We start from the raw sequence: 14377 nt of genomic DNA, 5'->3' as shown, positions 1-14377 counted from the left end.
TGTATATACCATTTTTTTTAACCCAAATTATATTTTACTACAGTAATTTATAATTTGGGTTTTTAATTTTTAAATTTGAAAAAGACATTACAATAAAATCAGATGAATGCATTGGTAATTTCGGGCGGGGGCAGTAAAGGTGCCTTTGCGGGTGGCGTGGCAGAGCACCTTTTAAAGCATGATAAAAAAGAGTACGATCTTTTTGTGGGTACATCAACAGGCAGCCTGCTCATCCCTTTCCTGGCACTTGGAGATATTGAGAGGATTAAAAGGCTTTATACTACCATAGAGCAATCGGATATTTTTACCGTTTGCCCTTTTAAGGTTAAAAAGAAAGATGGTAAAGTAAAAATAGGTATTAACCACTTTGGTATTATAAAACAGTTTATAAGGAGGCAAAAAACCCTTGGCGACAGTAATAACCTCAGGAAACTGATTAAGGAAAATTTTACCAGAGCTGATTTTGAAAAGATTAAAGCCCTTAATAAAGAAATTGTGGTTACTGTAGCCAACCTTACTACAGAGCAGGTAGAATATAAATCGTCTAACGATTATAGTTACGAAGATTTTTGCGGCTGGATATGGGCATCATCTAACATGGTGCCGTTAATGAGCCTTTATAAGAAAGACGGCTGTGAGTATGCCGATGGGGGCTTTGGCAACCTAATACCCTTGCAACATGCCATATCAAAAGGGGCTACTACTATAGATGCTATCGTGTTAAGGCTTGAAGAATCAGCCTACAACAACCCACCGTTACAAAATGCACTGGATATTTTTGCCCGCACCAGTGAGTTTATGCTAAACCAGATTGCAAATGATGATTTAATTATATCACAACTCCAGGCGGCCACTAACAACGTTGATATAAATTTTTATTTTATTAACAGGCTGCTAACCACCCATTCTTATATCTTTGATAAAGAAGAAATGGCTATATGGTGGCGGGAAGGGTTAGACCTTTTAAAAACAAGGGAACACAAAAGCCATGTTATAAAAGTGAAACCCAATGACAATGCAACGGCTATGCTTTGATTTAATACTAAAAATAGAATAAGAACCAGTCATGGCAAGGCAAAGAAAAACTTCTGTACATATATTAAGTACCTCTACCAACCTTTTGGGTTTTTGCCTGGTAATTATAACCGCATTTCATGTAGCAAGTAAAAGTGAGATGACCTATATTGATGAAGTAACGGCTATAATATCAATATTTCTCGCTGTAGCCTCAATACTCTCTTTTCTTTCCATAAGAACAAAAAACGAGTTTGCCGAAGAACGTTTAGAGCGTATTGCGGATTACTTATTTCTTTTTTCGCTTATTTCTTTTATTATTGATATTATACTTATAGCGCTTAATTTTTTATAAAAGTTATTTAAGATAGCTGACTGAAAATTAAACTATACAGCTAAACTATCCCTGAGCTGTTTCTACATCTTTATTTATTTTTTTAACCAGCCCTTGTAGCACGTTGCCGGGGCCTACCTCAATAAATACGATAGCACCATCAGTAATCATGTTTTGTACACTTTGCGTCCATTTTACCGGCGCCGTAAGCTGGGTGATAAGGTTCTTTTTAATCTCTTCGGCATTGTCAACGGCTGTAGCCGGTACATTTTGATATACAGGGCATACTGGGTTATTAAAGCTTGTTGCCTCTATGGCAGCGGCAAGCTCTTCACGTGCGGGCTCCATCATCGGGCTGTGAAATGCTCCGCCAACCGGTAAAATAAGGGCACGCCTTGCACCGGCAGCCTTTAGTGCTTCACAAGCAGCTTCTACAGCTTTGGTTTCACCACTAATTACTAACTGTCCCGGGCAGTTATAATTGGCGGCAACTACTACGCCATCGGTAGCAGCGCAAATATCTTCTACTGTTTTATCATCTAAGCCCAGTACAGCAGCCATGGTGCTCGGGGTAATTTCGCAGGCTTTCTGCATGGCAAGGGCACGCTGGCTTACCAGTTTTAAACCATCTTCAAAGGTAAGGGCTCCGGCAGCAACAAGGGCACTGAATTCACCTAAAGAGTGGCCTGCAACCATATCCGGCTGAAATGCATCGCCCAGTGTTTTTGCTTTTATAACCGAATGTAAAAATACCGCAGGCTGTGTAACGCGGGTTTCTTTAAGTTGTTCGGCAGTACCTTCAAACATTACATCGGTAATGCGGAAGCCTAAAATATCATTTGCCTTTTCAAAAAGTTCTTTTGCTTCGGCTGAGTTCTCATACAAATCTTTACCCATACCGGTAAACTGGGCTCCCTGTCCCGGAAAAACATATGCTTTCATACTATTGCTTTTAGCTTGTTTGTTTGCAGGTGCAAAAATAAGGCATTTTTAAGGGAGTGGCAATATAAATAACAAAACCGCCTGCCGTGAGTGTGGCAGACGGTTTAAAATACTCCGCTGGGGGGAGTATCAACCAACCAATTATTTACAAAACAAAATAAGCATTTTTTACAGGCTCGGTATTGGCAAGGCTTTCATCAGTAGTGGCAGCTTCATGCTCAAATTCGTCCCTATATTCATTTACCATCTGCATAAGGTTTTTTTCAATGTTTGTGGAAATACTAAGCATAGGGGTATCGGTAGGGCGGCTTTCAAAAGGATCCTGTAGGTGGATGGCCATTTTTTCGATAAGAAAGCAAGCTGCGCCAATAACGGCTACTACAGGTATTTGCAGCCAGCCCAGGGAATCTTTTAATCCAAAAGGCAACAGTATGATAAACAAAAACAGCGTGAACCTTACATACATACTATACGTAGTAGGGAACACAGTATTTTTTATACGCTCACATTTACCCATAGCATCACACAGGCGGGTAAGTATACTATCCATCTCAACTTGCTGGTACGCATTAATGTGACCTTCTTCAAGCGCTTTTTTAAGGTCTTTTGCATGAAGCATTAGCAATGAATTAGGTACGTGTTTAAAGTTTTTTACAAAACGCAATTCATCTGGTGTTAGCAGGGTAGTTATAGGCTTCACAGGGTCTTTACCTCTTAAAGACTGTGCTAATGCATAACACCAGGCCGCCTGCCTTTTGGCAAACCGCTCTTTAAAATTATTTGCTTCTATACTAAAATCAGGATCTTTATAAAAGGCAATAACCTGGCGTACTAACGACCTGGAATCGTTTACTATTGCGCCCCATACAATGCGGGCTTCCCACCAACGGTCATAAGCCTGGTTACTTTTAAATGCCAGCAGTAACGATATAATAGTACCTAAAATAGCAGGCACTGCAATAGGTATATTTACAGAGCCGGCATTATAGAAATGGTGAACAACTTCAAAAGCAATAGCATATAAAATTACCAGTGCCAATTCTACTTTTATCTTTCCCAGCACGTATCGCATGGGTATTCTTTTTCTTAGTAACATAATATTAGGGGTATTTTAAATAAGTTGTTCGTGTAGCGAAAGCACCGGCATGCCAAGGGCCTCATTTACACTTTTGCTGTTTTTTTTTCTTTTCATCTCGGTATCTGCCGAGCGGGTTTCCACAAGCAGGTCAATGTCATTTTTAAATATTGCCTCAGCTAACAGTGGGGCAAGGTCTTCCGGTTTTTGTTCGTTGGGCACCCAGGCCCTGCTTACTATATTAAAATTAAACTCGCTATACACTATTTCCTGCACTTTATGCAGGCCTACTGTTGTTTTCTCCTGTTCAATATAAAGTGCCTTGTTAAAGAGTGTGCTTTTGGTATTATAGCCAAGGTATAGTAAAGGGTAGGTGCATTTTGGCAGCATTTTGGTAAGTACGTGGCTTTTTTTGTCTTTTATAAACATAGGTGTTAGCATTATAAGGCCAATATCCTTATGTTCTATTAAATTTTTAAGCAGTGGCTTGGTTATACCATATTGCAGGTGTATGGCTAATCGGCAATTGTTGCTTGCATCAATTATCTGCCTGCACTTATCCAATACTGCCGATTGTGCTGCGGTATATTGTGGCGCCATAGTTTTTAATGTCCACCCTGCAGAATACATATCAGGAACATCATAAACCTGCAGCAGATATATCATGCATTTTTTTTTATCGGCATAAGCTACTGCCAGCTTTACGGCGTCTGTAGTATCTCCTTCGAGCTGTGTAGGTATCAGGATGTTTTTCATGGGTAATGCGGGTTTACATTACAAATCAACAATCCGAATATTACAGGGGGCTTAAAACAATATTAAAATTTCATAAGAATTTACATTAGAAATTCTAATCCCGAGAAATTTCAAATAATATAGTAACAATAGTGCCTTTTTTTGGTTCACTTTGTACAGAAAGATTTCCGCCATGCATGCGTATTATTTTCATGGCCAGCGGTAATCCCAATCCGTATCCACTGTATTTAGTAGCTTCTTTTCCCCTGAAAAAAGGTTCATACAGGTATGGGATGTCTTCCGGTGGTATCCCTATACCTATATCGGTAATCACAATCTGAATGTTTTTTTTAGTAGCCGTAAGAGTTACAAAAACCTCATCATTATCACTATACTTTACCCCGTTACTAATAACATTGCCTATAGCAAGCTCCAGCAGAGGCCGGTTACACGGCAAAGTAAGCAAGGCTTCATTTTCCGGCATGTTGCCAAGGTTTATAGTAATGCGGTTTTGGGGGTAAAGCCTGTCCAGGCTCGATTTTACATCCATTAATACTTCATCAATGCGCGCTATATCCTGTACCTGTTTCTTGCCATCATACCCGGTTTGGGTAAGCTTAAGCAGGCTTTCAGTAAGGTTGCCCAGGCGCGTTGCCTGTTGCAGTATATTCTGCAATGTTTGCTCATATTCGGTTACATCGCGTTTTTTTAGCAGTGCAATCTCACTCTCTGCAATAATAGTGGCTATTGGGGTTTTTAATTCGTGCGAGGCATTATTAATAAAATTGGCCTGTATTTCAAAACTTGTTTCCAGCCGGTCCAGCATATCATTAAATGTTTCGGCAAGGTCATATATTTCATCATTTGCATCAGAGTCTGGTACAGGCAGGCGGCTGTGCAGGTTACTGGCGCTAATGCGTTTTACCTCTTTTGTTATGTGCGATACCGGGTTAATAACCTTGCGTGCCAGATAACGGCCAAAAAAATAAGCTATAGTTATAAAGCCAATGCCGCATATTAGCAGTAAACGTAAAATGTAGATAGTACTGGTAGTACCGCGCACATCGCGCGCGGTAACAATAACCATATATTTAATGCCGCTTTCGTCAAATACCTGCCCATAAAAATACTGGTGGCTTTTTTGTATGTAGCCAAAGCCTTTTTCCATCACTTCTTTATAAAACTCCGGGGGCAGGTGCAGGCGGGTATTATATTCAAACGATTCTGCCCCGTTTACCCGTAACACATAATCATCCTCATCAATAAGTTCTTCCAGCCCGTGGGCTTTAAGCTGACGGTAATATTGTGCTTTTTCAGGGTCGTGCTGATAGTGTATTGAAGCTACTATTTTAGCGCGGTCTACCAGGCGTTTAACAAAATAATATTCGTTATTGCGTTTAAAAAGAAAAAATACCACACCGCAAAGTAATAATGTGCTAATGCAGGAAAGGGCTATGTAATTAATGGTGATTTTCTTTTTTATGCGCATATCAGGTTTTTAAAACATAGCCCAGCCCTTTTATGGTGTGTATGAGCTTTGTGCCAAATGGTTTGTCAATTTTTTTTCTGAGGTAATTAATATACACATCTACCACATTGGTATTCATGTCAAAATTAATATTCCATACATTATCCAGTATTTTTTCTCTGGATAATATAGTACCACTGTTTTTGGCAAGGTAATACAACAAACGGAATTCTTTTGCAGTAAGCGTTATAATATCGCCTGCACGGGCTACTGTTTTGGCGCGGCGGTCTATTTCAAGGTCATCAATTTTTATAATTTCGGCTTGTTTATGATCCTGGCCTGCACGGCGGGCCAAAGCGTTAATGCGGGCTTCAAGCTCGGCAAATTTAAAAGGCTTTGCCATATAATCATCAGCGCCGGAGTTAAGCCCGTTTACCACATTATCGCTACTGTTAAGCGCAGTAAGCATGAGTATGGGTACATAGTTGCCTGCCATGCGTACCCTCCGGCATATTTCTATACCGTTAATATCAGGCAGCATAACATCAAGTACTACCACATCATACGTGTTTGCAGCAATCATTTGCAGGGCGGTAGTACCGTCTAACACTGCGCTCACATCGTGGTTTTTTTCCGAAAGCCCTTTACGGATTATCGAGAGCAGGTTGGGCTCATCTTCTACAATCAACAATTTCATATAGGCTACTATCTTTAAAACAAAAATAGCTACTTAGCGAGTAATGCCTTGTTAAAAACAATAAAAATTTAAGAAAGATGGTGTTTGTATAATTATTTTTCGGAAACCACAACAAGTTTTGCCGCATCTTTCGCTTTTTCAACAACTTCCTCAACTGGAGTTTGCAGGGTGTCGTTTACCAGTGCTACACCCATACGGCGGTAAGGGCGGGTTGTTGGCTTTCCAAAAATACGGAAATCAGTTCTAGGCAGAGCGGCAATTTTTTCCATACCAGTATATTTTGGTTTACCGCTGCCTGTAGCAAGTATTACTGCGCTGGCCCCTGTTTTTTCAAGGGTTATTTCTGCAATAGGCAGGCTGAGTATAGCCCGAAGGTGCAGTTCAAACTCATTAAAGTTTTGTGTTCCTGCCAGGGTTACCATTCCTGTATCATGAGGGCGGGGTGAAAGTTCACTAAAATATACACCTTCATCGGCAAGAAAAAACTCAACACCAAAAATTCCTGCTCCACCCAAAGCTTCGGTTACTTTCCGTGCCATATCCTGTGCTTCGTCTATAGCTGCATCACTCACATGTGCAGGCTGCCAGCTTTCCTGGTAATCACCACGTTCCTGGCGGTGCCCAATTGGTGGGCAAAATAAGGTTGGGTTATTATTTTGGGTAACAGTTAATAGTGTAATTTCCGAATTAAAATTTACAAAGGCTTCCACAATTACCTCTACCACATCGCCACGGCTGCCTTCAACAGCATATTTCCATGCTTTTTCTATATCGTCTTGTGTTTTAATAGTGCTTTGTCCTTTTCCGCTTGATGACATTAAGGGCTTTACTACACAAGGCATGCCTACTTCGGCTACTGCTTTTTGAAGCTCTTCGGCTGAGGTAGCATAGCGGTAATTTGCAGTACGCAGGCCAAGCTCTTTAGCAGCAAGATCCCGTATGGCTTTACGATTCATGGTAAAGTTTGCTGCTTTGGCCGAAGGTACAACAGTAATGCCTTGCTTTTCATAATCATAAAAACGCTCGGTACGTATGGCTTCTATTTCGGGTACTATAAAATCAGGTTGGTATTTAGCTATAACAGCATCCAGCGCAGCGCCATCAAGCATGTTAATTACTTCAAAGCCATCTGCAACCTGCATGGCGGGTGCGCCTTCATAACTATCAACTGCAATAACTGTCTGGCCAATGCGCTGTGCGGCTATTACAAATTCTTTTCCCAGTTCTCCTGATCCTAATAATACTATTTTTTTTTGCATGTTTTAAAAAGTTGCCGTTTGTTTAAGGTTTTGTAAGGGCAAAGGTATAAAAAATCCCGCCGTTGGGCGGGATAGTGTTATGCGGTTAAAGCTTCTTTTATTCGTTTAAAGGCTTCTTTCAATGCGTCATCACTGGTAGCGTATGAAAGCCTTATACAGTTAGGGTTGCCAAAAGCATCGCCGGTTACGGTAGCTACATTGGCATGCTCTAAAAGGAACATGGAAAGGTCGTTGGCATCTTTAATTTCCATACCTTTTAATGTTTTTCCAAAGTAGTATGATACATCCGGGAAAACATAAAATGCCCCCTCGGGTACGTTCACCTTCATCCCTTCAATATCATTGGTTAACCCTACTACTAAATCGCGCCTGCGGTGAAAAGCATCAACCATATCTTTCAATACACTTGGGTCTGCCTGTAGTGCCGTGATAGTAGCGCGCTGTGCAATACTGTTAGCACCGCTGGTTACCTGCCCCTGCATTTTGGTACAGGCTTTGGCAATAAACTCCGGCCCGCCTATATAACCTATACGCCATCCTGTCATGGCAAAAGCTTTGGCTACACCATTTACAGTAATAATACGCTCATACATGCCCGGTATAGTGGCAATGCTGCAAAAACTGCCGCTGTAGTTAATGTGTTCATATATCTCATCTGATATTACATAAATATCAGGATGTTTTTCAAGCACCTTGGCAAGCGCTGTTAATTCTTCTTTATTATAAACCGAGCCGCTTGGGTTGCAGGGAGAACTGAACATCATCAGCTTGGTTTTTGGTGTAATGGCTGCTTCAAGTTGTGCCGGGGTAATTTTAAAATCACTCTCAACACTGGTAGGCACTTCTACCGGAGTAGCCTCAGCCATTTTTACCATTTCGGCATAGCTTACCCAATAGGGTGCAGGTAAAATACACTCGTCACCAGGGTTAAGCAATACCTGGCATAAGTTGTAAAGCGATTGTTTAGCCCCTGTTGAAACCACAATTTGAGACGCTTTATAGTCCAGCCCATTATCACGTTTAAATTTTAAAATAATGGCCTCCTTCAGTTCGGCATAACCATCTACCGGAGGGTAGGCGCTGTAATTATCATGTATGGCCTGTATGGCGGCTTCTTTAATAAACTCCGGCGTATTAAAATCGGGTTCTCCAAGGCTAAGGCTTATAATGTCTTTACCTTGGGCTTTAAGTTCCCTTGCTTTTGCGGCCATGGCCAGCGTTTGCGATGTAGATAAGTTGTTGATCCTGTCTGAAAGCGCGTTCATCTTTTTTATGTATTATGCAGTTTAAAATCAATACAAAGATAACTATTGAAATTATAATTGTGTTTCATTTTAATACGTTTACATTATTCCGGGTAGTTTTTGAGTACTTCGTCACAACAAAACTGATACCTGTTATAAAAAAAAACCGATCAGTACACCACGAATCAATGTGGTAAGTAATGGTTCAAATGAATTATATATAGACCAACTGGAAGGCAAATAATCCCTGTGCAAACTCGTAACTATTATTACAAAACGCTCAAAAAGCCAGCCCGTGTTTATGAGGAGAGCCACAAGAAATATTGCCCAGCCTTTGTATTTAAATTTTTTAAACAACAATACAAATGGAAGCATACAGGAAAAGAAAATAAGAAGCCAATACATAGCCGCATAAGGCCCCGTAGCCCTTGAAGAATAAGACATATTATTAGCTGTGACCAAATATATAATCCAGCTTAAGATGGATAAACCGCCGCTGCTGATAATAAGCCAACGGATAATTTGTTTAGAAATAGTATATGCTTCTTTCGCAAGAAAACAGGAAAACAGTTTTACAGTGAGCAGGCTAATATAAAGGTTATGTATAATTGTTACCTCATATAACTTTAACGTTTCTGCTACTATTTCCATAAGCCTCTCAGCAAATTAAACTACAGCTGGCTTCATCCCCAATTCTTTAAGATGTTTAAAGTGGGCAAATATAGCCCCTCGCATGGTGCGAAACTCATGGTATGGCAGGTTATGTTCCTTAGCAGTTTGCTTTACTATTTCGGCTATTTTTTTATAATGCACATGGCTTATGTTTGGAAAAATATGGTGCTCTATCTGATGATTAAGCCCTCCTGTAAACCAGTTTACAAAACGGTTTTTAGGTGCGAAATTAGCGGTGGTATACAGCTGGTGTATGGCCCAGGTATTTTCCATTTCGCCATTTTCACCCGGCATAGGGTTGTCGGTTTCCTCTACAATATGAGCCAGCTGAAATACAATACTAAGTATAAGCCCCGCAACATAATGCATTACAAAAAAGCCTATCATTACCTTCCACCAGGCAATGCCGATTATGATAGGCAGTGCTATCCATATGGCAATGTAAATTATTTTGGTAATTACCAATATAGTCCATTGTTTTACCGGGCTTTGGAATTTTCCGTACGCCAGGCCGCGCTTAATGTAGCGGCGCATCTGTTTGATGTCGGTAGTAATGGCCCAGTTAAACGTAAGCAATCCATAAAGGAATACCGAGTAGTAGTGCTGAAACTTGTGTATGGTCATCCATTGCGCCGACTTAGAAAAGCGGATGATGCGCCCGGCCTCAAGGTCTTCATCATGACCATGTATGTTTGTATAGGTATGGTGCAGCACGTTGTGCTGTATCTGCCAGTTGTTTACGTTGCCTGCCAGCAGGTACATGCTGCTACCCATTATTTTATTAAGCCAGCTTTTGCCGCTGTACGAGCCGTGATTGGCGTCGTGCATAACATTCATGCCTATGCCAGCCATGCCCACACCCATAGTTATGGTAAGCAGCAATTGAGCCCACCAGGGCAAATCAAGTGTAAGGATTATAAAATAGGGTGCCAGGTAGAGCGAAAACATTACAGCCGCTTTAAGGTGCAGCTTCCAGTTTCCGGTTTTTTTTATATTATTTTCTTTAAAATATTCGTTAACACGCTTATTGAGCGTCCTGAAAAACTTTAGGGAGTCTTTTTTTGAAAAAACAGGTTGGATTGAAGTCATATTGCACTTAAATAGTAGAGTACCAAAGGTAATTATTAATCAAAAGTGAAATGCATAAATAAGCATAAAATTTCATAACTGAAAATTGTACTTTTGTAAAAAATTAAACATGGAGGAAATTCTACACTGTTTTCCTGACCTTACAAATACCCAAAAGGAACAGTTTGGCGCACTTGAAGGGCTATATAAAGACTGGAATGCTAAAATAAACGTAATTAGCCGTAAAGATATAGACGAATTGTATACACGCCACGTGCTGCACTCCCTGGGTATTGCCAAAGTAATGACCTTTGAGCCGGGTTCCAGCGTACTTGATGTGGGTACGGGTGGTGGTTTTCCCGGTATACCGTTGGCCATATTATTTCCTGAAACGCAATTTTACCTGGTAGATGTTATTGCTAAAAAAATAAAAGTAGTGCAGGAAGTTGCCGCAGCCCTGGGGTTGAAAAATGTGCGTGCCGAACAAAAACGCGCCGAAAATATTAATGCAGAATTCGATTTTATAGTAAGCCGCGCTGTTACCAACATGCCCGATTTTGTAAAATGGGTACGTGGCAAAGTTAAGAAAGAGCAAAGGCATACGCTGCCCAATGGTATACTATACCTAAAGGGCGGAGACCTTACCGAAGAGCTCAGCGTGTTTCAGCGCGTAACGCTCTATGAGCTTTCTGATTATTTTTCTGATGAATTTTTTGATACCAAAAAGGTGGTGCACCTGGCAATGAAGTACAAGGTGTAAAAAAAATAATTAAAGCTCGGGCTTAATGCGCCTCAAGCCAGTTAGGCCCGGTGCCAATTTCTACTTCCAGTGGTACAGCCATTTCAAAAGCATTTTCCATTTCATGCTTTATTAGGGGTTGTATACGCTCCAGCTCCTCGTTATAAACATCAAAAACCAATTCATCGTGTACCTGTAGCAGCATTTTGCTTTTCCAGTTTTCTTCGGTAAGTTTTTTATGAATGTTTATCATGGCAATTTTAATAATATCAGCAGCGCTGCCCTGTATAGGGGCATTTACAGCATTACGCTCTGCCGCGCCACGTACAACGGCATTAGCCGAATTAATGTCTTTTAAATACCTTCTTCTGCCTGAAATAGTGCTTACATAACCATTTTCACGGGCAAATTCTACCTGTTGGTTTATATAGTTTCTCAGCATAGGGTAGGTAGCATAATAGGCATCAATAAGGTCTTTCGACTCTGAACGGCTAAGCGATGTTTGGTTGCTTAACCCAAATGCCGAAACGCCATATATAATGCCAAAGTTTACGGTTTTGGCATTGCTCCTCTGTTCCCGTGTTACTTCGGCTAAGGCTACATTAAATACCTTTGCCGCCGTACTGGCATGGATGTCTTCCCGGTTTTGAAAAGAGCGTATCATATCTGTATCGCCGCTTAATGCTGCAATAATACGCAACTCAATCTGGGAGTAGTCAGCACTTAAAAGCGTATGGTTTTCATCACGCGCCACAAAGGCTTTGCGTATTTGCCTGCCGCGCTCAGTGCGTATAGGTATATTTTGCAGGTTGGGGTTATTGCTGCTTAACCGTCCCGTTGCTGCTACGGTTTGCATATAATCGGTATGCACGCGGCCAGTACGGGGTTCTACCTGAGAGGGTAGTGCATCTACATAAGTGTTTTGTAGTTTTACCAGTTGGCGCCAGTCTAAAATATCCTGCACAACCGGGTTGTCTTTAGCGAGGTAAGACAGTATCTCTTCACCAGTGGCATATTGCCCTGTTTTTGTTTTTTTCTGTTTTGCCCCGCCTATTTTAAGCTTGTCAAATAAAATTTCGCCCAATTGTTTTGGGGAGCCTAGGTTAAATGATTGGCCTGCGGTTTCATAAATACGCAGTTCAAGGGTTTTTATGTCATCTGTTAATACTGATGACAGCTCTTTTAAATAAGCCACATCAAGGTTAATGCCCTCAGTTTCCATTGCGGCTAAAACCGGCATTAGCGGTATCTCTATTTCTTCAAAAAGTTTTTGGGTTTCGGTTTGTTGCAGGCGTGGTTCAAAAACCTCTTTCAGTTGCAGGGTAACATCAGCATCTTCAACGGCATATTCCTTAATAAGCTCCAGTTCCACATCGCGCATACTTTTTTGGTTTTTACCTTTTTTCCCTATAAGCGCCTCAATGGGCATGGGCGAATATTTCAGGTACGTTTCTGCCAGTATGTCCATACCGTGGCGCATGTCCGGGTTAATAAGGTAGTGGGCAATCATGGTGTCAAAAAATTTACCCTTAACCGTTATGCCATAATTGGCCAGTATTTCCAGGTCGTACTTCAGGTTTTGCCCCACCTTTTCTATATGTTCTGCTTCAAAAAACGAACGAAATTTATCTACAATCTCCTGTGCCTGTTCACGCTCTGCCGGTATGGGTACATAAAATCCCCTGCCTTTTTCCCACGAGAAGGAAATCCCAACTAACTCTGCCGTAAGGGCGCATATACCGGTGGTTTCGGTATCAAAACTCACGCTTGTTTGTTTAAGCAGTTCTTGCAATAAAAGGTTTATAGCAAGGTTGCCCTGTACCGATTGGTAAAAATGGTCGGTGTTTTCAAGCGTATTGTAAAAACCTGAATGCCCTGCGCTTTCATCGGCAGCGCCTTCCTCAAATAAAGAAAATTGCTGTTCCTGGTTTGTAATTGTTTTAGTAGGGGAGTAGCCGGTATTCTTTATCTCGTCATACTCTTCCCCATGAGAAAAGAGTTTATGAAATTGCTCCATCATCCGGCGGAACTCCAGTTCATTAAACAGCGCCTCAACCTTTTCGGTGTCAGGTTTGCTTAATTCGTAATCTTTTTCATTAAAAATTACATTGCAGTCGGTTATTATGGTAGCAAGTTTTTTTGAGAGCATACCCAAATCTCTACTGGCTTCAATCTTTTCACGCATTTTACCTTTAAGCTCATGCGTATTGGCCAGCAGGTTTTCCATACTGCCATATTCTTTTAGTAATTTTTTTGCGGTTTTTTCTCCTACTCCCGGCAACCCGGGAATGTTGTCTACCGCATCACCCATCATTCCTAAAAAATCAATAACCTGCTCGGTACGTTCTATTTCAAAACGCTCCAGTACTTCGGGTATGCCCCATATTTCTATAGCGTTGCCCATTCTTGCCGGGCGGTACATAAATATATTTTCGCTTACCAGCTGGGCAAAATCTTTATCAGGTGTTACCATAAACACCTGATAGCCCTGCTTTTCGGCCTGCTTTGCCACGGTACCAATAAGGTCATCCGCTTCGCACCCGGCTTCCTCAATTACCGGTATGTGCATGGCTTTAAGTATTTCCTGTATATAGGGTACAGCTATTTTTATGGCTTCGGGCGTTTCGTCGCGGTGGGCTTTATAATCAGCAAACATTTCAGTACGCACAGCGCTTCCTTCTTTATCAAATGCTACCGCAAGATGATCGGGCTGTTCCCGTTTAATAACATCCAGCAATGAATTCATAAAACCCATTATAGCACTGGTGTCCATTCCTTTAGAGTTAATTCTCGGGTTTTTTATCAAAGCATAGTATCCACGGAATATAAGTGCGTATGCATCAAGAAGAAAAAGTCGTTTTTGCTGTGACATGAAGTTGTTATTTGTTTGGTAAAAATAAACAAACGCCAGCAGAATAGAAAGCCCCAAATGTTTAATAAAGGGAACACCCTGCTATCTAAATAAATAACAGGGTGTTGTATATATAGAGTTATAATAGCGTTTCTTTTACTTTATGTGCCAAATATAATGCATAACGTGTGAATGAAACCCTAACAGAATGATAGCGTTTTGCTAAAATTATACACACTGGTAAACATAGGCTGTATATACTTATATCCTGTGATAACA

General features: G+C 40.9%; 13 protein-coding genes. 3 read left to right on the top strand and 10 right to left on the bottom strand.

Going from position 1 to position 14377, the window contains the following annotated elements:
- Positions 1-102: 102 nt before the first annotated feature.
- Positions 103-1035, top strand: a complete 933-nt coding sequence (locus ABS766_RS01840; protein WP_408083382.1) for a patatin-like phospholipase family protein — start codon at positions 103-105, stop codon at positions 1033-1035.
- A 31-nt stretch (positions 1036-1066) separates the two neighbouring features.
- Positions 1067-1369 carry a hypothetical protein gene (locus ABS766_RS01835; protein WP_408083381.1) on the top strand — a complete coding sequence of 101 codons (303 nt, stop codon included), beginning with the start codon at positions 1067-1069 and terminating at the stop codon, positions 1367-1369.
- Positions 1370-1414: 45 nt separating this feature from the next.
- On the opposite strand, the gene fabD is transcribed toward ABS766_RS01835, so the two are convergent.
- From fabD to ABS766_RS01790, 9 genes are all read right to left on the bottom strand, one after another.
- A complete protein-coding gene (gene fabD / locus ABS766_RS01830) occupies positions 1415-2290 on the bottom strand; it encodes an ACP S-malonyltransferase (protein WP_408083379.1) in 876 nt (291 codons plus the stop codon).
- A 145-nt stretch (positions 2291-2435) separates the two neighbouring features.
- Positions 2436-3362 carry a bestrophin family protein gene (locus ABS766_RS01825; RefSeq protein ID WP_408083378.1) on the bottom strand — a complete coding sequence of 309 codons (927 nt, stop codon included), beginning with the start codon at positions 3360-3362 and terminating at the stop codon, positions 2436-2438.
- Positions 3363-3401: 39 nt separating this feature from the next.
- The gene (locus tag ABS766_RS01820) at positions 3402-4121 is read right to left on the bottom strand and encodes a hypothetical protein (RefSeq protein WP_408083377.1); all 720 of its coding nucleotides are present in this window, start codon (positions 4119-4121) and stop codon (positions 3402-3404) included.
- A 94-nt stretch (positions 4122-4215) separates the two neighbouring features.
- The gene (locus tag ABS766_RS01815) at positions 4216-5589 is read right to left on the bottom strand and encodes a HAMP domain-containing sensor histidine kinase (protein WP_408083376.1); all 1374 of its coding nucleotides are present in this window, start codon (positions 5587-5589) and stop codon (positions 4216-4218) included.
- Position 5590: 1 nt separating this feature from the next.
- Positions 5591-6265 (bottom strand): response regulator transcription factor, encoded by a 675-nt coding sequence (locus tag ABS766_RS01810; protein ID WP_408083375.1) that lies wholly within the window; start codon positions 6263-6265, stop codon positions 5591-5593.
- 92 nt (positions 6266-6357) lie between these two features.
- Positions 6358-7524 carry a formate-dependent phosphoribosylglycinamide formyltransferase gene (purT, locus tag ABS766_RS01805; protein WP_408083374.1) on the bottom strand — a complete coding sequence of 389 codons (1167 nt, stop codon included), beginning with the start codon at positions 7522-7524 and terminating at the stop codon, positions 6358-6360.
- 77 nt (positions 7525-7601) lie between these two features.
- Positions 7602-8789 carry a pyridoxal phosphate-dependent aminotransferase gene (locus ABS766_RS01800; protein WP_408083373.1) on the bottom strand — a complete coding sequence of 396 codons (1188 nt, stop codon included), beginning with the start codon at positions 8787-8789 and terminating at the stop codon, positions 7602-7604.
- Between the two features lie 132 nt (positions 8790-8921).
- Complete coding sequence (locus ABS766_RS01795; RefSeq protein ID WP_408083372.1) at positions 8922-9419, bottom strand: hypothetical protein; 498 nt, start codon at positions 9417-9419, stop codon at positions 8922-8924.
- Positions 9420-9434: 15 nt separating this feature from the next.
- Positions 9435-10529: a fatty acid desaturase family protein gene (locus ABS766_RS01790; protein WP_408083371.1), complete on the bottom strand. Its 1095-nt coding sequence runs from the start codon at positions 10527-10529 to the stop codon at positions 9435-9437.
- Positions 10530-10638: 109 nt separating this feature from the next.
- Here ABS766_RS01790 and rsmG point away from each other — a divergent pair, with 109 nt between their 5' ends.
- Positions 10639-11268, top strand: coding sequence for a 16S rRNA (guanine(527)-N(7))-methyltransferase RsmG (gene rsmG, locus ABS766_RS01785; protein WP_408083370.1), 630 nt, complete (start codon positions 10639-10641; stop codon positions 11266-11268).
- A 22-nt stretch (positions 11269-11290) separates the two neighbouring features.
- Here rsmG and polA read toward each other — a convergent pair whose 3' ends face one another.
- The gene (gene polA, locus ABS766_RS01780; RefSeq protein ID WP_408083369.1) at positions 11291-14119 is read right to left on the bottom strand and encodes a DNA polymerase I; all 2829 of its coding nucleotides are present in this window, start codon (positions 14117-14119) and stop codon (positions 11291-11293) included.
- Positions 14120-14377: the final 258 nt, after the last annotated feature.

Origin of the sequence: Flavobacterium rhizosphaerae (assembly GCF_046000445.1) — a bacterium.
GTDB lineage: Bacteria > Bacteroidota > Bacteroidia > Flavobacteriales > Flavobacteriaceae > Flavobacterium > Flavobacterium rhizosphaerae.
Note: the sequence above shows the minus strand (reverse complement) of the source record. Positions and strands in the feature narration are given on the sequence as shown.

Coding starts and splice junctions, on each gene's coding strand:
- ABS766_RS01840 (WP_408083382.1), top strand. CDS start 103: ATGAATGCATTGGTAATTTCGGGCGGGGGCAGTAAAGGTGCCTTTGCG.
- ABS766_RS01835 (WP_408083381.1), top strand. CDS start 1,067: ATGGCAAGGCAAAGAAAAACTTCTGTACATATATTAAGTACCTCTACC.
- fabD (WP_408083379.1), bottom strand. CDS start 2,290: ATGAAAGCATATGTTTTTCCGGGACAGGGAGCCCAGTTTACCGGTATG.
- ABS766_RS01825 (WP_408083378.1), bottom strand. CDS start 3,362: ATGCGATACGTGCTGGGAAAGATAAAAGTAGAATTGGCACTGGTAATT.
- ABS766_RS01820 (WP_408083377.1), bottom strand. CDS start 4,121: ATGAAAAACATCCTGATACCTACACAGCTCGAAGGAGATACTACAGAC.
- ABS766_RS01815 (WP_408083376.1), bottom strand. CDS start 5,589: ATGCGCATAAAAAAGAAAATCACCATTAATTACATAGCCCTTTCCTGC.
- ABS766_RS01810 (WP_408083375.1), bottom strand. CDS start 6,265: ATGAAATTGTTGATTGTAGAAGATGAGCCCAACCTGCTCTCGATAATC.
- purT (WP_408083374.1), bottom strand. CDS start 7,524: ATGCAAAAAAAAATAGTATTATTAGGATCAGGAGAACTGGGAAAAGAA.
- ABS766_RS01800 (WP_408083373.1), bottom strand. CDS start 8,789: ATGAACGCGCTTTCAGACAGGATCAACAACTTATCTACATCGCAAACG.
- ABS766_RS01795 (WP_408083372.1), bottom strand. CDS start 9,419: ATGGAAATAGTAGCAGAAACGTTAAAGTTATATGAGGTAACAATTATA.
- ABS766_RS01790 (WP_408083371.1), bottom strand. CDS start 10,529: ATGACTTCAATCCAACCTGTTTTTTCAAAAAAAGACTCCCTAAAGTTT.
- rsmG (WP_408083370.1), top strand. CDS start 10,639: ATGGAGGAAATTCTACACTGTTTTCCTGACCTTACAAATACCCAAAAG.
- polA (WP_408083369.1), bottom strand. CDS start 14,119: ATGTCACAGCAAAAACGACTTTTTCTTCTTGATGCATACGCACTTATA.